The organism is Burkholderia sp. F1 (assembly GCF_050813845.1).
Classification (GTDB): domain Bacteria; phylum Pseudomonadota; class Gammaproteobacteria; order Burkholderiales; family Burkholderiaceae; genus Burkholderia; species Burkholderia ubonensis.
In genome coordinates, this window is the sequence record NZ_CP172421.1 from 366,902 (window position 1) to 388,269 (window position 21,368).

A 21,368-nucleotide genomic window follows, 5' to 3' on the forward strand; every position below is an offset into this window, starting at 1 on the left:
ATTCGTTGATCGACAGTTTTGGGGCTGGCATCGGCCAGTCCCAACATGGTCTAGGGGTATAGCTCAACTGGCAGAGCGTCGGTCTCCAAAACCGAAGGTTGGGGGTTCGATTCCCTCTGCCCCTGCCAAAAAATCGCCACGTGTTCTACGTGGCATTTGTTTTAAGGTGTTATGGCGAATCCATCCGTCGAAACTGTAAATACCTCCGGCGATAAGCTGATGCTGGCCCTGGGCGTATTGTTGGTCTTGGCCGGATTCGTGGGCTTCTTCTGGCTGGGCGGCCAGGAGTGGTATGTCCGCGGTGCCGCATTGACGGTGGGGTTGATCGCCGGCGTGGCCGTCGGTCTGATGTCGGCGCCTGGCAAGAGCCTGATCGCATTTGCCAAGGATTCGTACAAGGAAGTCCGGAAGGTCGTTTGGCCCACCCGCAAGGAAGCAACGCAAACCACGCTCGTCGTGTTCGGTTTCGTGCTCGTGATGGCGATTTTCCTCTGGTTGAGCGACAAGTCCATCGAGTGGGTGATTTTCTCGGCGATTCTGGGTTGGAAATGATATGAGCGATACTCCGGCATCCCCGAGCGGAAAGCGTTGGTACGTTGTGCACGCCTACTCCGGCATGGAGAAGAGCGTGCAACGTGCGCTTCAGGAGCGCATTGAACGTGCTGGCATGCAGGACAAATTCGGTCAGATCCTGGTTCCGACCGAAGAAGTGGTCGAAGTCAAGGGTGGCCACAAGGCTGTGACCGAGCGTCGTTTCTTCCCCGGCTACGTGCTGGTGGAAATGGAAATGACGGACGAAACGTGGCACCTCGTGAAGAATACCGCGAAGGTCACCGGTTTCGTCGGTGGTGCGCGTAACCGCCCGACGCCGATTTCCCCCAAGGAAGTCGAGAAGATCATGTCGCAGATGCAGGAGGGCGTGGAGAAGCCGCGCCCGAAGACCCTGTTCGAGGTCGGCGAGATGGTTCGGGTCAAGGAAGGCCCGTTCACGGATTTCAATGGCACCGTCGAAGAAGTGAACTACGAAAAATCGCGTGTGCGTGTGTCGGTCACCATCTTCGGTCGCGCTACTCCGGTCGAGCTCGAGTTCGGCCAGGTCGAAAAAGTTTGATCCCGATTCGGTGGGCAGCCTCGGCTGCCCACCTTCGCGCTTACGGCCCGCGTCATGGCTGTTGAGGAGCGTCAGTAGCCGAGCGGCGAACGCGCGTTATCACTCACCGAGCGCCGCTTGGCGTTCCAACGAGGTTTTCAAATGGCAAAGAAGATTGTCGGCTTTATCAAGCTGCAGATCCCTGCAGGTAAAGCCAACCCGTCGCCGCCGGTCGGTCCGGCACTGGGCCAGCGCGGCCTGAACATCATGGAGTTCTGCAAGGCGTTCAACGCGCAGACTCAAGGCATGGAGCCGGGTCTGCCGGTGCCGGTGGTCATCACGGCATACGCTGACAAGAGCTTCACGTTCGTGATGAAGACGCCGCCGGCGACCGTCCTGATCAAGAAGGCGGCGAAGGTGGACAAGGGCTCGAGCAAGCCGCACACCGACAAGGTCGGTTCGATCACGCGCGCTCAAGCCGAAGAAATCGCGAAGACCAAGATGCCGGACCTCACGGCAGCTGATCTGGACGCAGCCGTTCGCACCATCGCTGGTAGCGCACGCTCGATGGGCATCACCGTGGAGGGTGTGTAAATGGCTAAGATCTCCAAGCGCCGTCAGGCATTTGCCGCCAAGGTCGACCGTCAGAAGCTGTACGCGATCGAAGACGCACTCGCACTCGTGAAGGAATGCGCGAGCGCGAAGTTCAACGAGTCGATCGACGTCGCAGTTCAGCTCGGCATCGATGCGAAGAAGTCGGACCAGGTCGTTCGTGGTTCGGTCGTTCTGCCGGCAGGTACGGGCAAGTCGGTTCGCGTTGCCGTGTTCGCGCAAGGCGAGAAGGCCGAGCAGGCACGTGCAGCAGGCGCGGAAATCGTCGGTATGGAAGACCTGGCTGAGCAGATCAAGGCTGGCCAGATGGACTTCGACATCGTGATCGCTTCGCCGGACACGATGCGTATCGTCGGTACGCTGGGCCAGATCCTCGGCCCGCGCGGCCTGATGCCGAACCCGAAGGTCGGCACCGTGACGCCGGACGTCGCGACCGCCGTCAAGAACGCGAAGGCTGGCCAGGTCCAGTTCCGCGTCGACAAGGCCGGTATCATCCACGCAACGATCGGCCGTGCATCGTTCGAGTCGACCGCGCTGCGTTCCAACCTGTCGGCGCTGATCGAAGCGCTGCAGAAGGCGAAGCCGGCAACGAGCAAGGGCGTGTACCTGCGCAAGATCGCACTGTCGAGCACGATGGGCGTCGGCGTGCGTGTCGACCAGGCTACGCTGGCCGCGCAGTAAGCAAGAAATTCGGGCCGCTTCGCATCGCGTAGCGGCCCTAAAGGGCTTTGGGCGGTTGTCCGTGCAGTAGGCGGGCAACCGGTTATCAAAGACCGTTGGTGGGAGAGCAGCAGTCAGGCGATCCCTTAATTCAAGCCAACGCAGATGGCGAACCCGAAAAAGTTTTGCAGTGGTGAAGCCGCAGGCCGCGAAGCGATTCGCGGCGTGAGGTGGAAATACTCCTAACGAGTCGGACGCCGTTGTTGAACGAGGTACGTGTGGTTTCGCCATACCGGCAGGCTGAACGTATCGTTTCTGGAGGCTAACCGTGCCGCTTAATAGAGAAGACAAGCAAGCCGTCGTCGCTGAGGTTGCCGCGCAAGTCGCGAAGGCCCAGACCGTTGTGCTGGCTGAGTATCGTGGAATTGCGGTTGGCGATCTGACCAAGCTGCGCGCGAAAGCGCGTGAGCAACAGGTTTACCTGCGCGTGTTGAAGAACACGCTGGCGCGCCGCGCCGTCGAAGGTACGCCGTTTGCTCCGCTGGCAGAGCAGATGACTGGCCCCCTGATCTACGGCATCTCGGAAGATGCAATTGCTGCTGCGAAAGTCGTCAACGACTTCAGCAAGAGCAATGACAAGTTGGTCATCAAGGCTGGTTCGTTCGATGGCAAGGTGATGGACCAAGCTGGCGTGCAAGCGCTGGCAAGCATCCCGAGCCGCGAGGAACTGCTCTCGAAGCTGCTGTTCGTTATGCAATCGCCTGTTTCCGGCTTTGCGCGCGCTCTCGCCGCGCTGGCTGAGAAGAAGCAAGCCGAAGCTGCGTAATCGAACGCACATCAGCGTCACTGATCGCTGGCTGTATCCGTATTCAATTTAGGAGTATTTCAAATGGCAATCGCAAAAGAAGACATCCTGGCAGCAGTCGAAGGGATGACCGTTCTGGAACTGAACGAACTGGTCAAGGCGTTCGAAGAGAAGTTCGGCGTGTCGGCAGCTGCTGTTGCAGTCGCTGGCCCGGCAGGCGGCGGCGCTGCTGCTGCTGCTGAAGAGAAGACCGAATTCACGGTCGTTCTGGCTGAAGCCGGCGCCAACAAGGTTTCGGTCATCAAGGCAGTTCGCGAACTGACGGGCCTGGGCCTGAAGGAAGCGAAGGACCTGGTTGACGGTGCACCGAAGCCCGTCAAGGAAGGCGTCGACAAGGCTGCTGCTGAGGAAGCCAAGAAGAAGCTGGAAGAAGCAGGCGCGAAGGTCGAAGTCAAGTAAGTTCCGACGCGCTGTGCGAAGGCTGGCGGTATTTCCACCGCCGGCCTTTTTGTGCTTTGTGGGGACGTTATTCTGGCACTCTTTCTGGAGCCCGAATAAAACGCCCCCAGAAGCCAAAGATAACCGTCTAATCGTCGTGAATGCGTTGCGATTGGCGTTTCTCTTTGTCTTCTGAAGCGACTGCAGAAGGCAAGTTTGGTCGGGTAGCGGGCAACACAGGCATCCGCTGCCGTCAGCCAGCGGTTGGTAGCGGCCAACCACCAAGCTTCTCGGCTCGTTCAAGCCGTCGGACGGCCATCGGGTCTCAGTCGGTGAACACTCGGGTTTGACACGTCCAGGTATTCCGCCTCGATAGCACCCGCCGTGATTCGGAGATCGTATGCAATATTCCTTCACCGAGAAGAAGCGCATTCGCAAGAGTTTCGCGAAGCGCCCCATCGTTCACCAAGTTCCTTTCCTGCTGGCCACCCAGCTTGAATCATTCAGCACGTTTCTGCAAGCTGATGTGCTGACGGCGCAACGCAAGCCTGAGGGTTTGCAGGCCGCTTTCACATCCGTATTTCCCATTGTTTCGCACAATGGCTTCGCGCGTCTCGAGTTCGTGAGCTACGCGCTGTCCTCGCCGGCGTTCAACATCAAGGAATGCCAACAGCGGGGCCTGACGTACTGCTCCGCGCTGCGCGCGAAGGTGCGTCTCGTCATCCTCGACAAGGAATCGCCGAACAAGCCGGTCGTCAAGGAAGTGAAGGAGCAGGAAGTGTACATGGGCGAAATTCCGCTCATGACGCCGACGGGCTCGTTCGTCATCAACGGCACCGAGCGCGTGATCGTCTCGCAGCTGCACCGTTCGCCGGGCGTGTTCTTCGAACACGACAAGGGCAAGACGCACAGCTCGGGCAAGCTGCTGTTCTCGGCACGGATCATTCCGTACCGCGGCTCGTGGCTCGACTTCGAATTCGATCCGAAGGACATCCTGTATTTCCGCGTCGACCGTCGCCGCAAGATGCCGGTCACGATCCTGCTGAAGGCGATCGGCCTCACGCCGGAACAGATCCTCGCGAACTTCTTCGTGTTCGACAACTTCACGCTGATGGACGAAGGCGCGCAACTCGAGTTCGTGCCGGAACGTCTGCGCGGTGAAGTCGCGCGTTTCGACATCACGGATCGCGACGGCAAGGTCATCGTCCAGAAGGACAAGCGGATCAACGCGAAGCACATTCGCGATCTCGACGCCGCGAAGACCAAGTTCATCTCGGTGCCGGAAGACTACCTGCTCGGTCGCGTGCTGGCGAAGAACGTCGTCGACGGCGACACCGGCGAAGTGATCGCGAACGCGAACGACGAAGTCACGGAAAGCGTGCTCGAGAAGCTGCGCGAAGCGGGCATCAAGGACATCCAGACGCTCTACACGAACGACCTGGATCAGGGCCCGTACATCTCGTCGACGCTGCGTGTCGACGAAACGACCGACAAGACGGCCGCGCGCATTGCGATCTATCGCATGATGCGTCCGGGCGAGCCGCCGACCGAAGAAGCGGTCGAGGCGCTGTTCAACCGCCTGTTCTACAGCGAAGAAGCGTACGACCTGTCGAAGGTCGGCCGCATGAAGTTCAACCGCCGCGTCGGCCGTGACGAGATCACCGGCCCGATGACGCTGCAGGACGACGACATCCTCGCGACGATCAAGATCCTCGTCGAGCTGCGCAACGGCAAGGGCGAAGTGGACGATATCGACCACCTCGGCAACCGTCGCGTGCGTTGCGTCGGCGAACTGGCGGAGAACCAGTTCCGCGCCGGTCTCGTGCGTGTCGAGCGCGCGGTCAAGGAACGCCTCGGCCAGGCCGAAAGCGAAAACCTGATGCCGCACGACCTGATCAACTCGAAGCCGATTTCGTCGGCGATCCGCGAGTTCTTCGGCTCGTCGCAGCTGTCGCAGTTCATGGACCAGACCAACCCGCTGTCGGAAATCACGCACAAGCGCCGTGTTTCCGCACTGGGCCCGGGCGGTCTGACGCGCGAGCGCGCAGGCTTCGAAGTCCGCGACGTGCACCCGACCCACTACGGCCGCGTGTGCCCGATCGAGACGCCGGAAGGTCCGAACATCGGTCTGATCAACTCGCTCGCACTGTATGCGCACCTGAACGAGTACGGCTTCCTCGAGACGCCGTACCGCAAGGTCGTGGACAGCAAGGTGACCGACCAGATCGACTATCTGTCGGCGATCGAGGAAGGCCGCTACATGATCGCGCAGGCGAACGCCGCGATCGACGAGAACGGCACGCTGGTCGACGAACTCGTGTCGTCGCGCGAAGCCGGCGAAACGATGATGGTCACGCCGGACCGCATCCAGTACATGGACGTCGCGCCGTCGCAGATCGTGTCGGTTGCAGCATCGCTGATTCCGTTCCTGGAGCACGATGACGCGAACCGTGCACTGATGGGCTCGAACATGCAGCGTCAGGCCGTGCCGTGTCTGCGTCCGGAGAAGCCGGTCGTCGGTACGGGCATCGAGCGCACCTGCGCGGTCGACTCGGGCACGACGGTCCAGGCGTTCCGCGGCGGCGTCGTCGACTATGTCGACGCAGGCCGTATCGTGATTCGCGTGAACGACGACGAAGCGGTCGCAGGTGAAGTCGGTGTCGACATCTACAACCTGATCAAGTACACGCGTTCGAACCAGAACACGAACATCAACCAGCGTCCGATCGTGAAGATGGGCGACAAGGTCTCGCGCGGCGACGTGCTGGCCGACGGCGCCTCGACGGACCTGGGCGAGCTCGCGCTCGGCCAGAACATGCTGATCGCGTTCATGCCGTGGAACGGCTACAACTTCGAGGATTCGATCCTGATCTCGGAGAAGGTCGTGGCCGACGATCGCTACACGTCGATCCACATCGAAGAGCTGAACGTCGTTGCACGCGACACGAAGCTCGGGCCGGAAGAAATCACGCGCGACATCTCGAACCTGGCGGAAGTCCAGCTCGGCCGTCTCGACGAATCGGGCATCGTGTACATCGGTGCGGAAGTCGAAGCGGGCGACGTGCTGGTCGGCAAGGTGACGCCGAAGGGCGAAACCCAGCTGACGCCGGAAGAGAAGCTGCTGCGCGCGATCTTCGGCGAGAAGGCATCGGATGTGAAGGACACGTCGCTGCGCGTGCCGTCGGGCATGAGCGGCACCGTGATCGACGTCCAGGTCTTCACGCGTGAAGGCATCCAGCGCGACAAGCGTGCGCAACAGATCATCGACGACGAACTGAAGCGCTACCGTCTCGACCTGAACGACCAGCTGCGCATCGTGGAAGGCGACGCGTTCCAGCGTCTCGCGCGCATGCTCGTCGGCAAGGTCGCGAACGGCGGTCCGAAGAAGCTCGCGAAGGGCACGAAGATCGACCAGGCTTACCTGGAAGACCTCGACCACTACCACTGGTTCGACATCCGCCTGGCGGACGACGAGGCAGCGGCGCAGCTCGAAGCGATCAAGAACTCGATCGAAGAGAAGCGTCACCAGTTCGATCTCGCGTTCGAAGAGAAGCGCAAGAAGCTCACGCAAGGCGATGAACTGCCGCCGGGCGTGCTGAAGATGGTCAAGGTGTACCTCGCGGTGAAGCGCCGCCTGCAGCCTGGCGACAAGATGGCAGGCCGTCACGGCAACAAGGGTGTCGTGTCGAAGATCGTCCCGATCGAAGACATGCCGTACATGGCCGATGGCCGTCCGGCAGACGTCGTGCTGAACCCGCTCGGCGTGCCGTCGCGGATGAACGTGGGGCAGGTTCTCGAAGTGCACCTCGGCTGGGCCGCGAAGGGCCTCGGCTGGCGTATCGGCGAAATGCTGCAGCGTCAGGCGAAGATCGAGGAACTGCGCGTGTTCCTGACGAAGATCTACAACGAGTCGGGCCGCCAGGAAGACCTGGAAAGCTTCACCGACGACGAGATCCTCGAACTCGCGAAGAACCTGCGCGAAGGCGTGCCGTTCGCAACGCCGGTGTTCGACGGTGCGACCGAGGAAGAAATGGGCAAGATGCTCGACCTCGCGTTCCCGGACGACATCGCGGAACAGCTCGGCATGAACCCGTCGAAGAACCAGGTCCGCCTGTACGACGGCCGCACGGGTGAAATGTTCGAACGTCGCGTGACGCTCGGCTACATGCACTACCTGAAGCTGCACCACTTGGTCGACGACAAGATGCACGCGCGTTCGACGGGCCCGTACTCGCTCGTGACGCAGCAGCCGCTGGGCGGCAAGGCGCAGTTCGGTGGCCAGCGTTTCGGTGAAATGGAAGTGTGGGCGCTCGAAGCGTACGGCGCATCGTACGTGCTGCAGGAAATGCTGACGGTGAAGTCGGACGACGTGAACGGCCGGACCAAGGTGTACGAAAACCTGGTCAAGGGCGATCACGTGATCGATGCAGGCATGCCGGAATCCTTCAACGTGCTCGTGAAGGAAATCCGCTCGCTCGGTATCGACATCGATCTCGACCGCAATTAATCGGACTACGGAGAGAAAGCAATGAAAGCTCTGCTCGATCTATTCAAGCAAGTCCAACAGGAAGAAGTTTTCGACGCGATCAAGATCGGTCTGGCCTCGCCGGACAAGATCCGCTCGTGGTCGTTCGGCGAAGTGAAGAAGCCGGAGACCATCAACTACCGTACGTTCAAGCCGGAACGCGATGGTCTGTTCTGCGCGAAGATCTTCGGGCCGATCAAGGACTACGAGTGCCTGTGCGGCAAGTACAAGCGCCTGAAGCATCGCGGCGTGATCTGCGAGAAGTGCGGCGTCGAAGTGACGCTGGCGAAGGTGCGTCGCGAGCGCATGGGCCACATCGAGCTGGCCTCGCCGGTCGCGCACATCTGGTTCCTGAAGTCGCTGCCGTCGCGTCTGGGCATGGTGCTCGACATGACGCTGCGCGACATCGAGCGCGTGCTGTACTTCGAAGCGTACGTGGTGATCGAACCGGGCATGACGCCGCTGAAGGCGCGGCAGATCATGACCGAAGAGGATTACTACAACAAGGTCGAGGAATACGGCGACGAATTCCGTGCCGAGATGGGCGCGGAAGGCGTGCGTGAGCTGCTGCGCGCGATCAACATCGACGAGCAGGTCGAGACGCTGCGCACCGAGCTGAAGAACACCGGCTCGGAAGCGAAGATCAAGAAGTACGCGAAGCGCCTGAAGGTCCTCGAGGCATTCCAGCGCTCGGGCATCAAGCCCGAGTGGATGATCCTCGAAGTGCTGCCGGTGCTGCCGCCGGAACTGCGTCCGCTCGTGCCGCTGGACGGCGGCCGTTTCGCGACGTCGGACCTGAACGACCTGTATCGCCGCGTGATCAACCGTAACAACCGGTTGAAGCGTCTGCTCGAGCTGAAGGCGCCGGAAATCATCGTCCGCAACGAAAAGCGGATGCTGCAGGAAGCCGTCGACTCGCTGCTCGACAACGGCCGTCGCGGCAAGGCGATGACGGGCGCGAACAAGCGTCCGCTGAAGTCGCTCGCGGACATGATCAAGGGCAAGGGCGGCCGCTTCCGTCAGAACCTGCTGGGCAAGCGCGTCGACTACTCGGGCCGTTCGGTCATCGTGGTCGGCCCGACGCTGAAGCTGCACCAGTGCGGCCTGCCGAAGCTGATGGCGCTCGAGCTGTTCAAGCCATTCATCTTCAACAAGCTGGAAGTGATGGGCGTCGCGACGACCATCAAGGCTGCGAAGAAGGAAGTCGAGAACCAGACGCCGGTGGTGTGGGACATCCTCGAAGAGGTGATCCGCGAGCACCCGGTGATGCTGAACCGTGCGCCGACGCTGCACCGTCTCGGCATCCAGGCGTTCGAGCCGGTGCTGATCGAAGGCAAGGCGATTCAGCTGCACCCGCTCGTCTGCGCGGCGTTCAACGCCGACTTCGACGGTGACCAGATGGCCGTTCACGTGCCGCTGTCGCTCGAAGCGCAGATGGAAGCGCGCACGCTGATGCTTGCGTCGAACAACGTGCTGTTCCCGGCCAACGGCGATCCGTCGATCGTGCCGTCGCAGGATATCGTGCTGGGTCTGTACTACGCGACCCGCGAGGCGATCAACGCGAAGGGCGAGGGCCTGTCGTTCACCGGCGTGTCGGAAGTGCTCCGCGCGTACGAGAACAAGGAAGTCGAGCTGGCATCGCGCGTCAACGTGCGGATCACCGAAATGGTCCACAACGAGGACACGTCGGAAGGTGCGCCGGCGTTCGTGCCGAAGATCACGCTGTACGCGACGACCGTCGGCCGCGCGATCCTGTCGGAGATCCTGCCGCACGGCCTGCCGTTCTCGGTGCTGAACAAGCCGCTGAAGAAGAAGGAAATCTCGCGCCTGATCAACACGGCGTTCCGCAAGTGCGGTCTGCGCGCGACGGTGGTGTTCGCCGACCAGCTGATGCAGTCGGGCTTCCGTCTCGCGACGCGCGCCGGCATCTCGATCTGCGTCGACGACATGCTCGTGCCGCCGCAGAAGGAAACGATCGTCGGCGACGCCGCGAAGAAGGTGAAGGAGTACGACCGCCAGTACATGTCGGGTCTCGTCACCGCGCAGGAACGCTACAACAACGTGGTCGACATCTGGTCGGCGACGTCGGAAGCGGTCGGCAAGGCGATGATGGAGCAGCTGTCGACGGAGCCGGTGACGGACCGCGACGGCAACGAGACGCGCCAGGAATCGTTCAACTCGATCTACATGATGGCCGACTCGGGCGCCCGGGGTTCGGCGGTGCAGATTCGTCAGCTGGCCGGTATGCGCGGCCTGATGGCGAAGCCGGACGGCTCGATTATCGAGACGCCGATTACCGCGAACTTCCGCGAAGGCCTGAACGTGTTGCAGTACTTCATCTCGACCCACGGTGCACGTAAGGGTCTGGCTGATACGGCACTGAAGACCGCGAACTCGGGTTACCTGACGCGTCGTCTCGTCGACGTGACGCAGGATCTGGTCGTGGTCGAGGACGATTGCGGCACGTCGAACGGCGTCGCGATGAAGGCGCTGGTCGAAGGCGGTGAAGTCGTCGAAGCGCTGCGCGACCGTATCCTCGGCCGCGTCGCGGTGGCGGACGTCGTCAATCCGGAAACGCAGGAAACGCTGTACGAATCGGGCACGCTGCTCGACGAAACCGCGGTCGAAGACATCGAGCGCCTCGGCATCGACGAGGTGCGCGTGCGCACGCCGCTGACCTGCGAAACGCGCTACGGCCTGTGCGCGGCCTGCTACGGCCGCGACCTCGGCCGCGGCTCGCTCGTGAACGTCGGCGAAGCGGTCGGCGTGATCGCGGCGCAGTCGATCGGCGAACCGGGCACGCAGCTGACGATGCGTACGTTCCACATCGGTGGTGCGGCATCGCGTGCGGCAGTCGCTTCGTCGGTCGAAGCGAAGAGCAACGGTATCTTGCGCTTCACGGCCACGATGCGTTACGTCACCAACGCGAAGGGCGAGCAGATCGTCATCTCCCGTTCGGGCGAGGCGCTGATCACCGACGATTTCGGCCGCGAGCGCGAGCGTCACAAGATCCCGTACGGCGCGACGCTGCTGCAGCTCGACGGCGCGGCGATCAAGGCCGGCACGCAGCTGGCGACGTGGGACCCGATGACGCGTCCGATCATCACCGAGTACGGCGGTACGGTGAAGTTCGAGAACGTCGAGGAAGGCGTGACGGTCGCGAAGCAGATCGACGACGTGACCGGTCTGTCGACCCTCGTCGTGATCGACGTGAAGCGCCGCGGTTCGCAGGCTTCGAAGAGCGTGCGTCCGCAGGTGAAGCTGCTCGACGCGAACGGCAACGAAGTGAAGATCCCGGGCACGGAGCACGCGGTGCAGATCGGCTTCCAGGTCGGCGCGCTGATCACCGTGAAGGACGGCCAGCAGGTGCAGGTGGGTGAAGTGCTCGCACGTATCCCGACCGAAGCGCAGAAGACGCGTGACATTACCGGCGGTCTGCCGCGGGTGGCGGAACTGTTCGAAGCGCGTTCGCCGAAGGATGCGGGCATTCTCGCGGAAGTCACCGGCACGACGTCGTTCGGCAAGGACACGAAGGGCAAGCAGCGTCTCGTCATCACGGATCTCGAGGGCAATCAGCACGAGTTCCTGATCGCGAAGGAAAAGCAGGTGCTGGTCCACGACGCTCAGGTCGTCAACAAGGGCGAAATGATCGTGGACGGCCCGGCCGATCCGCACGACATCCTGCGTCTGCAGGGTATCGAGGCGCTGTCGCGCTACATCGTCGACGAAGTGCAGGACGTGTACCGTCTGCAGGGCGTGAAGATCAACGACAAGCACATCGAGGTGATCGTTCGCCAGATGCTGCGTCGTGTGCAGATCACCGACAACGGTGATACGCGCTTCATCCCGGGCGAGCAGGTCGAGCGTTCGGACATGCTGGACGAGAACGACCGCATGATCGCCGAAGACAAGCGTCCGGCGTCGTACGACAACGTGCTCCTCGGTATCACGAAGGCGTCGCTGTCGACCGACTCGTTCATCTCCGCGGCATCGTTCCAGGAAACGACCCGCGTGCTGACCGAAGCGGCGATCATGGGCAAGCGCGACGATCTGCGTGGCCTGAAGGAAAACGTGATCGTCGGCCGACTGATTCCGGCTGGTACGGGCCTCGCGTTCCACAAGGCGCGCAAGGCCAAGGAGTCGTCGGATCGCGAGCGTTTCGACCAGATCGCAGCGGAAGAGGCGTTCGATTTCGGCACGCCGAGCACGCCTGCTGCGGAAGAGCCGCAACAGCATCCGGCAGCCGAGTAAGCGCGGGCGGCGCGAGCCGCCTCGCTACGCTGTCGCTGAAACCGCCCAGTTTCGACTGGGCGGTTTTTTTTATCCGTCGTTCACGCGCATGACGGGCTTGCCGCAGGCCCGTCATGCGCGCGAACGGAACCAGTCCGGATGGCCAACGTTGCGCGATTCGCCGCGCGACCCGCGAGCGGGTTGTTAAAATCCGGGTCATCGTTTGCCGTCCTCGTTCTCATTCATGTCCCGCGCCCTCGAAATTCTCGACGAAGTCTTTGGTTATTCCGCGTTTCGCGGCCAGCAGGGCGAGATCGTCGAGCACGTCGCCGGCGGTGGCGACTGCCTCGTGCTGATGCCGACGGGCGGCGGCAAGTCGCTGTGCTACCAGATTCCCGCGCTGCTGCGCCGCGAGGCCGGGCAGGGCGCCGGCATCGTCGTGTCGCCGCTGATCGCGCTGATGCAGGATCAGGTCGCCGCGCTCTCCGAAGTCGGGGTGCGCGCGGCCTACCTGAACTCGACGCTGTCCGGCGCGGAGGCGGCCGCCACCGAGCGCGCACTGCGCGAAGGCGACATCGACCTGCTGTACGTCGCGCCCGAGCGGCTGATGACGGGTCGCTTCCTCGACCTGCTCGACCGCGCGAAGATCGGGCTGTTCGCGATCGACGAAGCGCACTGCGTGTCGCAATGGGGGCACGATTTCCGCCCCGAATACATCCAGCTGTCGGTGCTGCACGAGCGCTTTCCGTCGGTGCCGCGCATCGCGCTGACGGCCACTGCCGACGCGATCACGCGCGACGAGATCGTCCATCGCCTCGCGCTCGACGATGCGCGCGTGTTCGTGTCGAGCTTCGACCGGCCGAACATCCGCTACCGGATCGTCGAGAAGGACAACGCGCGCGCGCAGCTGCTCGACTTCATCCGCGCCGAGCATACGAACGCCGACGGCACGACCGACGCCGGCGTCGTGTACTGCCTGTCGCGGCGCAAGGTCGAGGAGACGGCCGAATGGCTGAAGTCGCAGGGCGTGCGCGCGCTGCCGTATCACGCGGGGATGGAATTCGAGGTGCGCCAGAAGCACCAGGAGATGTTCCAGCGCGAAGAGGGCATCGTGATGTGCGCGACGATCGCGTTCGGGATGGGCATCGACAAGCCGGACGTGCGCTTTGTCGCCCACCTCGACCTGCCGAAGAGCGTCGAAGGCTATTACCAGGAAACCGGCCGCGCGGGCCGCGACGGCCTGCCTGCGAATGCATGGATGGCGTACGGCCTCGGCGACGTCGTCCAGCAACGCAAGATGATCGACGAGTCCGATGCGGACGATGCGCACAAGCGCGTGCAGACGTCGAAGCTCGACGCGCTGCTCGGCCTGTGCGAGACGATCTCGTGCCGCCGCGTGCGCCTGCTGAACTATTTCGGCGAGGCCAGCCAGCCTTGCGGCAACTGCGATACGTGCATCGAGCCGCCCGATTCATGGGACGCGACGCGCGAGGCGCAGATGGCGCTGTCGTGCGCGTTCCGCGCGCAGCGCGCGAGCGGCTTCAACTTCGGCGCGAGCCACCTGATCGAGATCCTGCGCGGCAGCCGCAACGAGAAGGTCCTGCAGCGCGGCCACGACACGCTCAGCACGTTCGGGATCGGGGCGTCGCTGTCCGAGCCGGAATGGCGGGCGATCTTCCGGCAGCTCGTCGCGTACGGCTACCTGGCCGTCGACCACGGCGGCTTCGGCGCGCTGGTGCTGACCGAAGCCGCGAAGCCGGTGCTGAAGGGCGAGGAGAAGGTCACGCTGCGGCGCTACGTGAAGCCGCAGCGCACGCGCCAGTCGTCGAGCCGCAGCGGCACGCGCGTCGACCCGACGACCGGCATGAGCGCGCGCGAACGCGCGCGCTGGGACGCGCTGCGCACGTGGCGCGCGGAGACGGCCAAGGCCGACGGCGTGCCGGCCTACGTGATCTTCCACGATGCGACCCTGGCCGAGATCGCGCGCAACGCGCCGGAGACGATCGACGATCTGCGTCACATTCCGGGCATGGGTATCCGCAAGCTGGAGCGTTTCGGCGACGAGATCATCGACGTCGTCGAATCCGCCTGACGAGACTGTTTCCCGAGCCCCGGCCGCGCGGCCGGGAAATCACGCAAGCCGTTGACTTGCTTGGTATTTCCGGAATATGATGCTAGGTTCCGGTTCTTGGCGGGACAGGTCGCGTGCGAAAGTTCGTGCCCGTTTTCCGGATCCGGAGGTCAATCGCACCTCGATTCTCGCTTTGCCCGAAATCGATGTGCGGATTTTGTTCAATTTCAGGAATAAACAATGCCAACCATCAACCAACTGGTTCGCAAAGGCCGTCAGTCGGAAACGACGAAGAGCAAGAGCCCGGCCCTGCAGGACTGCCCCCAGCGTCGCGGCGTGTGCACCCGTGTGTACACGACGACGCCGAAGAAGCCGAACTCGGCACTCCGTAAGGTCGCCAAGGTTCGTCTGACGAACGGCTTCGAAGTGATTTCGTACATCGGCGGTGAAGGCCACAACCTGCAGGAACACTCGGTTGTGCTGATCCGCGGCGGCCGTGTGAAGGACTTGCCGGGTGTGCGTTACCACATGGTTCGCGGCTCGCTGGATACCCAGGGCGTCAAGGATCGTAAGCAGGCGCGCTCGAAGTACGGCGCGAAGCGTGCGAAGGCTGCGAAGTAAGCAGTGTTCGATTAGGGATCGCCTCTGGGCGGTCAAGGCGGTGGTGCCGGATTACCGGTGCTGTCGAGTAAGTGGTCACCCGGCCAAGCTGGTTAGTCGTGAAGATGTGATCGGGTTAGTTGGTGGCCGCGGGGCTGAGAAACAGCTCCAACTGAACAGGTAAAGGAAGAAACATGCCGCGTCGTCGCGAAGTCCCCAAGCGGGAAGTGTTGCCGGATCCGAAGTACGGCAACGTAGATGTAGCCAAGTTCATGAACATGCTGATGCTGTCCGGCAAGAAGTCGGTCGCTGAACGCATCGTTTATGGCGCGTTCGAACAAATCCAGACCAAGGGTGGCAAGGACCCGCTGGAAGTGTTCACGGTTGCGCTCAACAACGTGAAGCCGGTGGTCGAAGTGAAGAGCCGTCGCGTTGGTGGTGCCAACTATCAGGTTCCGGTCGAAGTGCGCCCGTCGCGTCGTATGGCATTGGCGATGCGCTGGTTGCGTGAGGCTGCGAAGAAGCGCAGCGAGAAGTCGATGGCTCTGCGTCTTGCTGGCGAACTGTCCGAAGCGGCCGAAGGCCGTGGCGGCGCGATGAAGAAGCGCGATGAGGTTCACCGCATGGCGGAAGCCAACCGCGCATTCTCGCATTTCCGTTTCTAAGCGCCAGGCTGGGCTTTTAGCGGAAAAAAATTCCGGGCGGGTGCGCTTTTCAGGCGCCTCGCCCGTTTGTGTTGAGGCGTGATGCGACAGGGTCGCATCACGCCAACCCAGTAGAGGATCAAAGTGGCTCGCAAGACTCCTATCGAGCGCTACCGCAACATCGGTATTAGCGCTCACATCGACGCCGGCAAGACGACGACGACCGAGCGCATTCTGTTTTACACCGGCGTGAACCACAAGATTGGTGAAGTTCACGACGGTGCAGCAACGATGGACTGGATGGAGCAGGAGCAGGAGCGTGGCATCACGATCACGTCCGCTGCTACCACGGCCTTCTGGAAGGGCATGGGCGGCAACTATCCGGAACACCGCATCAACATCATCGACACCCCGGGCCACGTCGACTTCACGATCGAAGTGGAGCGTTCGATGCGCGTGCTCGACGGCGCGTGCATGGTGTACTGCGCAGTGGGCGGCGTGCAGCCGCAGTCGGAAACGGTGTGGCGCCAGGCGAACAAGTACAAGGTGCCCCGTCTCGCGTTCGTCAACAAGATGGACCGTACCGGCGCGAACTTCTTCAAGGTCTACGACCAGCTCCGTCTGCGCCTGAAGGCGAACCCGGTTCCGGTCGTGGTGCCGATCGGCTCGGAAGAGAACTTCAAGGGCGTCGTCGATCTGCTGAAGATGAAGGCGATCATTTGGGACGAAGCGTCGCAAGGCACGAAGTTCGACTACGTCGACATCCCGGCCGAGCTCGCCGGCACCTGCCAGGAATGGCGTGAAAAGATGGTCGAAGCGGCTGCGGAAGCCAGCGAAGACCTGATGAACAAGTACCTGGAAGAAGGCGATCTGCCGGAAGCCGACATCGTCAAGGCGCTGCGCGACCGTACGATCGCGTGCGAAATCCAGCCGATGCTGTGCGGTACCGCGTTCAAGAACAAGGGCGTGCAGCGCATGCTCGACGCCGTGATCGACTTCCTGCCGTCGCCGGTCGACATCCCGCCGGTCAAGGGCGAGCTGGAGAGCGGTGAAGCAGCCGAGCGCAAGGCGTCCGACGAAGAGAAGTTCTCGTCGCTCGCGTTCAAGATCATGACCGACCCGTTCGTCGGCCAGCTGATCTTCTTCCGCGTGTATTCGGGCGTCGTCAACTCGGGCGACACGCTGCTGAACTCGACCAAGGGCAAGAAGGAACGCCTCGGTCGTATTCTGCAGATGCACGCGAACCAGCGTGAAGAAATCAAGGAAGTCCGTGCAGGCGACATCGCTGCTGCGGTCGGCCTGAAGGAAGCGACCACGGGCGACACGCTGTGCGATCCGGCACACCCGATCGTGCTCGAGCGCATGGTGTTCCCGGAGCCGGTGATTTCGCAGGCTGTCGAGCCGAAGACCAAGGCCGACCAGGAAAAGATGGGCCTCGCGCTGAACCGTCTCGCGCAGGAAGATCCGTCGTTCCGCGTGCAGACAGACGAAGAGTCGGGCCAGACCATCATTTCGGGCATGGGCGAGCTCCACCTCGAAATTCTGGTCGACCGGATGAAGCGTGAATTCGGCGTGGAAGCGACCGTCGGCAAGCCGCAGGTTGCGTACCGCGAAACGATCCGCTCGACGGCGAAGGACGTCGACGGCAAGTTCGTCAAGCAGTCGGGTGGTCGCGGCCAGTACGGTCACGCGGTCATTACGCTCGAGCCGAACGAGCAGGGCAAGGGCTACGAGTTCTTCGACGAGATCAAGGGTGGCGTGATTCCGCGCGAATACATCCCGGCGGTCGACAAGGGTATCCAGGACACGCTGAAGTCGGGCGTGCTGGCTGGCTTCCCGGTCGTCGACGTGAAGGTCCACCTGACGTTCGGTTCGTACCACGACGTTGACTCGAACGAAAACGCGTTCCGCATGGCCGGTTCGATGGCGTTCAAGGAAGCGATGCGCAAGGCGAACCCGGTGGTGCTCGAGCCGATGATGGCTGTTGAAGTCGAGACGCCGGAAGACTACATGGGCAACGTGATGGGCGACCTGTCGGGCCGCCGCGGTATCGTCCAGGGCATGGAAGACATGGTCGGCGGCGGCAAGATCGTCCGCGCGGAAGTGCCGCTGTCGGAAATGTTCGGCTACTCGACGTCGCTGCGCTCGCTGACGCAAGGCCGTGCAACGTACACGATGGAGTTCAAGCACTACTCTGAAGCTCCGAAGAACGTTGCCGACGCGATCATCAGCGCGAAGTCGAAGTAAGCTGCATCTACCAACCGATTATTTTTTGATAGAAGAGAATCATGGCAAAAGAGAAGTTTGAGCGGACCAAGCCGCACGTGAACGTTGGTACGATTGGTCACGTTGACCACGGCAAGACGACGCTGACGGCGGCGATCACGACCGTGCTGACGAAGAAGTTCGGCGGCGAAGCGAAGGCATACGACCAGATCGACGCGGCGCCGGAAGAAAAGGCACGTGGTATCACGATCAACACCGCGCACGTCGAGTACGAAACGGCTAACCGCCACTACGCACACGTCGACTGCCCGGGCCACGCTGACTACGTGAAGAACATGATCACGGGCGCGGCGCAGATGGACGGCGCAATCCTGGTGTGCTCGGCAGCAGACGGCCCGATGCCGCAAACGCGTGAGCACATCCTGCTGGCGCGTCAGGTTGGCGTTCCGTACATCATCGTGTTCCTGAACAAGTGCGACATGGTGGACGACGCTGAACTGCTCGAGCTGGTCGAGATGGAAGTTCGCGAACTGCTGTCGAAGTACGACTTCCCGGGCGACGACACGCCGATCGTGAAGGGTTCGGCAAAGCTGGCGCTGGAAGGCGACACGGGCGAGCTGGGCGAAGTGGCGATCATGAACCTGGCAGACGCGCTGGACACGTACATCCCGACGCCGGAGCGCGCGGTTGACGGTGCGTTCCTGATGCCGGTGGAAGACGTGTTCTCGATCTCGGGCCGTGGTACGGTGGTGACGGGTCGTGTCGAGCGCGGCATCGTGAAGGTCGGCGAAGAAATCGAAATCGTCGGTATCAAGCCGACGGTGAAGACGACCTGCACGGGCGTGGAAATGTTCCGCAAGCTGCTGGACCAAGGTCAGGCAGGCGACAACGTCGGTATCCTGCTGCGCGGCACGAAGCGTGAAGACGTGGAGCGCGGCCAGGTTCTGGCGAAGCCGGGTTCGATCACGCCGCACACGCACTTCACGGCTGAAGTGTACGTGCTGAGCAAGGACGAAGGCGGCCGTCACACGCCGTTCTTCAACAACTACCGTCCGCAGTTCTACTTCCGTACGACGGACGTGACGGGCTCGATCGAGCTGCCGAAGGACAAGGAAATGGTGATGCCGGGCGACAACGTGTCGATCACGGTGAAGCTGATTGCGCCGATCGCGATGGAAGAAGGTCTGCGCTTCGCAATCCGCGAAGGCGGCCGTACCGTCGGCGCAGGCGTTGTCGCCAAGATCATCGAGTAATATCGACGATCCGCCGGGTGGTGTATCATTCGGCGTCTGATAGTGCCCGGGGCCGGGCGCCCGCTCTCCGCGGATGCCCGGCCTCACGTTCTTTTCGTGATTCGGCGATGCAATATCGCCTCGCTCTTTTCAAGGAATCGTCATGCAGCAACAGAAAATCCGCATTCGTCTGAAGGCTTTCGACTATCGTCTGATCGATCAATCGGCTGCCGAAATCGTCGACACGGCGAAGCGGACTGGCGCAATCGTCCGTGGCCCGGTGCCGCTGCCGACGCGCATTCAGCGTTTTGACATCCTGCGTTCGCCGCACGTCAACAAGACGTCGCGCGACCAGCTCGAAATCCGTACCCACCAGCGCCTGATGGACATCGTCGATCCGACCGACAAGACGGTCGACGCGCTGATGAAGCTCGACCTGCCGGCAGGCGTCGACGTGGAAATCAAGCTGCAGTAAGGCTTCCAGCGCCGCCCGGCCTGCCGGGTGGCGCTAAGTCTTTGATTGCTTGCAGAAAACGAAGGGCCCGGCTATAATGCTTGGCTTTTCGCGTATTCGCGTAAAAAAGTCGGGCCTTGCGTGCCCGGCATTTTGTAAATCAGCCCCGACCAATCGCAGTCGGGAATGGAGAAAACGATGAGCCTTGGACTCGTAGGTCGCAAGGTTGGTATGACCCGTATCTTCACGGCTGAAGGGGATTCGATTCCCGTCACCGTGCTGGACGTGTCGGACAACCGCGTGACGCAGATCAAGACTGTTGAAACCGACGGCTACACGGCCGTGCAGGTTGCATTCGGCTCCCGTCGTGCATCGCGCGTGACGAAGCCGCTGGCAGGTCATCTTGCCAAAGCCGGTGTCGAAGCCGGTGAAATCCTCAAGGAATTCCGCATCGATGCGGCCAAGGCAGCTGAGCTGTCGAACGGCGCCATCGTTGGTCCGGACCTGTTCGAAGTGGGCCAGAAGGTCGACGTGCAAGGCGTGTCGATCGGTAAGGGCTACGCCGGTACGATCAAGCGTTACAACTTCTCCTCCGGCCGTGCCACGCACGGTAACTCGCGCTCGCACAACGTGCCGGGTTCGATCGGTATGGCGCAGGATCCGGGTCGCGTGTTCCCGGGTAAGCGCATGACGGGTCACATGGGTGACGTGACGGTAACGGTGCAGAACCTCGAAATCGCTCGCATCGACGCAGAGCGCAAGCTGCTGCTGGTCAAGGGCGCGATTCCGGGTGCGAAGGGCGGCAAGGTTTTCGTGACGCCGGCCGTGAAGACCAAGGGGGCGAAATAATGGAACTCAAGCTCCTGAACGCAAATGGTCAGGAAGGTGCAGTGGTTAACGCGTCGGACGTCGTGTTCGGCCGTGACTACAACGAAGCGCTGATCCACCAAGTCGTCGTTGCTTACCAGGCGAACGCTCGCCAGGGTAACCGCGCGCAGAAGGACCGTGAGCAGGTCAAGCACACGACCAAGAAGCCGTGGCGCCAGAAGGGTACGGGCCGTGCTCGTGCCGGTATGTCGTCGAGCCCGCTGTGGCGTGGCGGTGGTCGTATCTTCCCGAACTCGCCGGAAGAAAACTTCTCGCACAAGGTCAACAAGAAGATGCATCGCGCAGGTCTCTGCTCGATCTTCTCGCAGCTGGCCCGCGAAGGCCGTCTGTCGGTCGTCGAGGACATCGTTCTCGAAGCGCCGAAGACCAAGCTGCTGGCCAACAAGTTCAAGGCCATGGGTCTCGATTCCGTGTTGATCATCACCGACACGGTCGACGAAAACCTGTACCTGGCTTCGCGCAACCTGCCGCACGTGGCAATTGTCGAGCCGCGTTATGCCGACCCGCTGTCGCTGATCTACTTCAAGAAAGTGCTGGTCACGAAGGCTGCGGTCGCCCAGATCGAGGAGTTGCTGTCATGAGCGAGATTCGCAAGAACGATCATCGTTTGATGCAGGTCCTGCTCGCACCGGTGATTTCCGAGAAGGCGACGCTGGTTGCCGACAAGAACGAGCAAGTCGTGTTCGAAGTCGCACCGGATGCCACGAAGCAGGAAGTGAAGGCGGCTGTCGAGCTGCTGTTCAAGGTTGAAGTTGATTCCGTCAACGTGCTGGTTCAGAAGGGCAAGCAAAAGCGCTTCGGCCGTTCGATGGGCCGCCGCAAGGACGTGAAGAAGGCATACGTCTGCCTGAAGCCCGGCCAGGAAATCAACTTTGAAGCGGAGGCCAACTAAC

17 protein-coding genes and 1 tRNA gene are annotated in these 21,368 nt (G+C 62.0%); all 18 read left to right on the forward strand.

All coding sequences use genetic code 11. From position 1 onward, the window contains the following. Positions 1 to 52 precede the first annotated feature (52 nt). Positions 53 to 128, forward strand: a tRNA-Trp gene (locus tag ACFIMZ_RS01730). Between the two features lie 43 nt (positions 129 to 171). Then, positions 172 to 552, forward strand: a complete 381-nt coding sequence (gene secE / locus ACFIMZ_RS01735; protein ID WP_431821144.1) for a preprotein translocase subunit SecE — start codon at positions 172 to 174, stop codon at positions 550 to 552. 1 nt (position 553) lies between these two features. Then, positions 554 to 1,111: a transcription termination/antitermination protein NusG gene (gene nusG, locus ACFIMZ_RS01740; RefSeq protein ID WP_006765424.1), complete on the forward strand. Its 558-nt coding sequence runs from the start codon at positions 554 to 556 to the stop codon at positions 1,109 to 1,111. Between the two features lie 141 nt (positions 1,112 to 1,252). Further along, complete coding sequence (gene rplK, locus ACFIMZ_RS01745; protein ID WP_006400671.1) at positions 1,253 to 1,684, forward strand: 50S ribosomal protein L11; 432 nt, start codon at positions 1,253 to 1,255, stop codon at positions 1,682 to 1,684. Continuing rightward, a complete protein-coding gene (gene rplA, locus ACFIMZ_RS01750; protein WP_017333534.1) occupies positions 1,685 to 2,383 on the forward strand; it encodes a 50S ribosomal protein L1 in 699 nt (232 codons plus the stop codon). A 307-nt stretch (positions 2,384 to 2,690) separates the two neighbouring features. Then, the gene (gene rplJ, locus ACFIMZ_RS01755; protein WP_084899887.1) at positions 2,691 to 3,188 is read left to right on the forward strand and encodes a 50S ribosomal protein L10; all 498 of its coding nucleotides are present in this window, start codon (positions 2,691 to 2,693) and stop codon (positions 3,186 to 3,188) included. A 63-nt stretch (positions 3,189 to 3,251) separates the two neighbouring features. Next, a complete protein-coding gene (gene rplL, locus ACFIMZ_RS01760) occupies positions 3,252 to 3,626 on the forward strand; it encodes a 50S ribosomal protein L7/L12 (RefSeq protein ID WP_006477198.1) in 375 nt (124 codons plus the stop codon). A gap of 379 nt (positions 3,627 to 4,005) precedes the next feature. Next, a complete protein-coding gene (gene rpoB, locus ACFIMZ_RS01765; protein WP_431821145.1) occupies positions 4,006 to 8,112 on the forward strand; it encodes a DNA-directed RNA polymerase subunit beta in 4,107 nt (1,368 codons plus the stop codon). 21 nt (positions 8,113 to 8,133) lie between these two features. Beyond that, positions 8,134 to 12,381: a DNA-directed RNA polymerase subunit beta' gene (rpoC, locus tag ACFIMZ_RS01770; protein WP_084899892.1), complete on the forward strand. Its 4,248-nt coding sequence runs from the start codon at positions 8,134 to 8,136 to the stop codon at positions 12,379 to 12,381. 223 nt (positions 12,382 to 12,604) lie between these two features. Further along, on the forward strand, positions 12,605 to 14,452 hold the full coding sequence (recQ, locus tag ACFIMZ_RS01775) for a DNA helicase RecQ (protein ID WP_431821146.1): 1,848 nt from the start codon (positions 12,605 to 12,607) through the stop codon (positions 14,450 to 14,452). A gap of 219 nt (positions 14,453 to 14,671) precedes the next feature. Beyond that, entirely contained in the window at positions 14,672 to 15,052 is a 381-nt protein-coding gene (rpsL, locus tag ACFIMZ_RS01780) for a 30S ribosomal protein S12 (RefSeq protein ID WP_006400662.1), read from the forward strand. A 173-nt stretch (positions 15,053 to 15,225) separates the two neighbouring features. Further along, entirely contained in the window at positions 15,226 to 15,696 is a 471-nt protein-coding gene (gene rpsG / locus ACFIMZ_RS01785; protein WP_004198359.1) for a 30S ribosomal protein S7, read from the forward strand. A gap of 123 nt (positions 15,697 to 15,819) precedes the next feature. Next, entirely contained in the window at positions 15,820 to 17,922 is a 2,103-nt protein-coding gene (gene fusA, locus ACFIMZ_RS01790; protein ID WP_431821147.1) for an elongation factor G, read from the forward strand. Between the two features lie 41 nt (positions 17,923 to 17,963). Next, entirely contained in the window at positions 17,964 to 19,154 is a 1,191-nt protein-coding gene (gene tuf, locus ACFIMZ_RS01795; protein WP_011882996.1) for an elongation factor Tu, read from the forward strand. A 142-nt stretch (positions 19,155 to 19,296) separates the two neighbouring features. Then, positions 19,297 to 19,608: a 30S ribosomal protein S10 gene (rpsJ, locus tag ACFIMZ_RS01800; protein WP_004199280.1), complete on the forward strand. Its 312-nt coding sequence runs from the start codon at positions 19,297 to 19,299 to the stop codon at positions 19,606 to 19,608. Positions 19,609 to 19,785: 177 nt separating this feature from the next. After that, complete coding sequence (gene rplC / locus ACFIMZ_RS01805) at positions 19,786 to 20,436, forward strand: 50S ribosomal protein L3 (RefSeq protein ID WP_059759922.1); 651 nt, start codon at positions 19,786 to 19,788, stop codon at positions 20,434 to 20,436. Continuing rightward, positions 20,436 to 21,056, forward strand: a complete 621-nt coding sequence (rplD, locus tag ACFIMZ_RS01810; RefSeq protein WP_431821148.1) for a 50S ribosomal protein L4 — start codon at positions 20,436 to 20,438, stop codon at positions 21,054 to 21,056. Before rplC ends, rplD begins: the two co-directional genes overlap by 1 nt. Further along, the gene (gene rplW, locus ACFIMZ_RS01815) at positions 21,053 to 21,367 is read left to right on the forward strand and encodes a 50S ribosomal protein L23 (RefSeq protein ID WP_009687194.1); all 315 of its coding nucleotides are present in this window, start codon (positions 21,053 to 21,055) and stop codon (positions 21,365 to 21,367) included. The genes rplD and rplW overlap by 4 nt, the downstream gene beginning before the upstream one ends. Position 21,368: the final 1 nt, after the last annotated feature.

Bases quoted from the DNA above. Each gene is read 5' to 3' on its own strand.
- rplL (WP_006477198.1), top strand. From the start codon at position 3,252: ATGGCAATCGCAAAAGAAGACATCCTGGCAGCAGTCGAAGGGATGACC.
- secE (WP_431821144.1), top strand. From the start codon at position 172: ATGGCGAATCCATCCGTCGAAACTGTAAATACCTCCGGCGATAAGCTG.
- rpoC (WP_084899892.1), top strand. From the start codon at position 8,134: ATGAAAGCTCTGCTCGATCTATTCAAGCAAGTCCAACAGGAAGAAGTT.
- rplD (WP_431821148.1), top strand. From the start codon at position 20,436: ATGGAACTCAAGCTCCTGAACGCAAATGGTCAGGAAGGTGCAGTGGTT.
- rplC (WP_059759922.1), top strand. From the start codon at position 19,786: ATGAGCCTTGGACTCGTAGGTCGCAAGGTTGGTATGACCCGTATCTTC.
- recQ (WP_431821146.1), top strand. From the start codon at position 12,605: ATGTCCCGCGCCCTCGAAATTCTCGACGAAGTCTTTGGTTATTCCGCG.
- rpoB (WP_431821145.1), top strand. From the start codon at position 4,006: ATGCAATATTCCTTCACCGAGAAGAAGCGCATTCGCAAGAGTTTCGCG.
- tuf (WP_011882996.1), top strand. From the start codon at position 17,964: ATGGCAAAAGAGAAGTTTGAGCGGACCAAGCCGCACGTGAACGTTGGT.
- rpsL (WP_006400662.1), top strand. From the start codon at position 14,672: ATGCCAACCATCAACCAACTGGTTCGCAAAGGCCGTCAGTCGGAAACG.
- rplW (WP_009687194.1), top strand. From the start codon at position 21,053: ATGAGCGAGATTCGCAAGAACGATCATCGTTTGATGCAGGTCCTGCTC.
- rpsJ (WP_004199280.1), top strand. From the start codon at position 19,297: ATGCAGCAACAGAAAATCCGCATTCGTCTGAAGGCTTTCGACTATCGT.
- nusG (WP_006765424.1), top strand. From the start codon at position 554: ATGAGCGATACTCCGGCATCCCCGAGCGGAAAGCGTTGGTACGTTGTG.
- rplK (WP_006400671.1), top strand. From the start codon at position 1,253: ATGGCAAAGAAGATTGTCGGCTTTATCAAGCTGCAGATCCCTGCAGGT.
- rplA (WP_017333534.1), top strand. From the start codon at position 1,685: ATGGCTAAGATCTCCAAGCGCCGTCAGGCATTTGCCGCCAAGGTCGAC.
- rpsG (WP_004198359.1), top strand. From the start codon at position 15,226: ATGCCGCGTCGTCGCGAAGTCCCCAAGCGGGAAGTGTTGCCGGATCCG.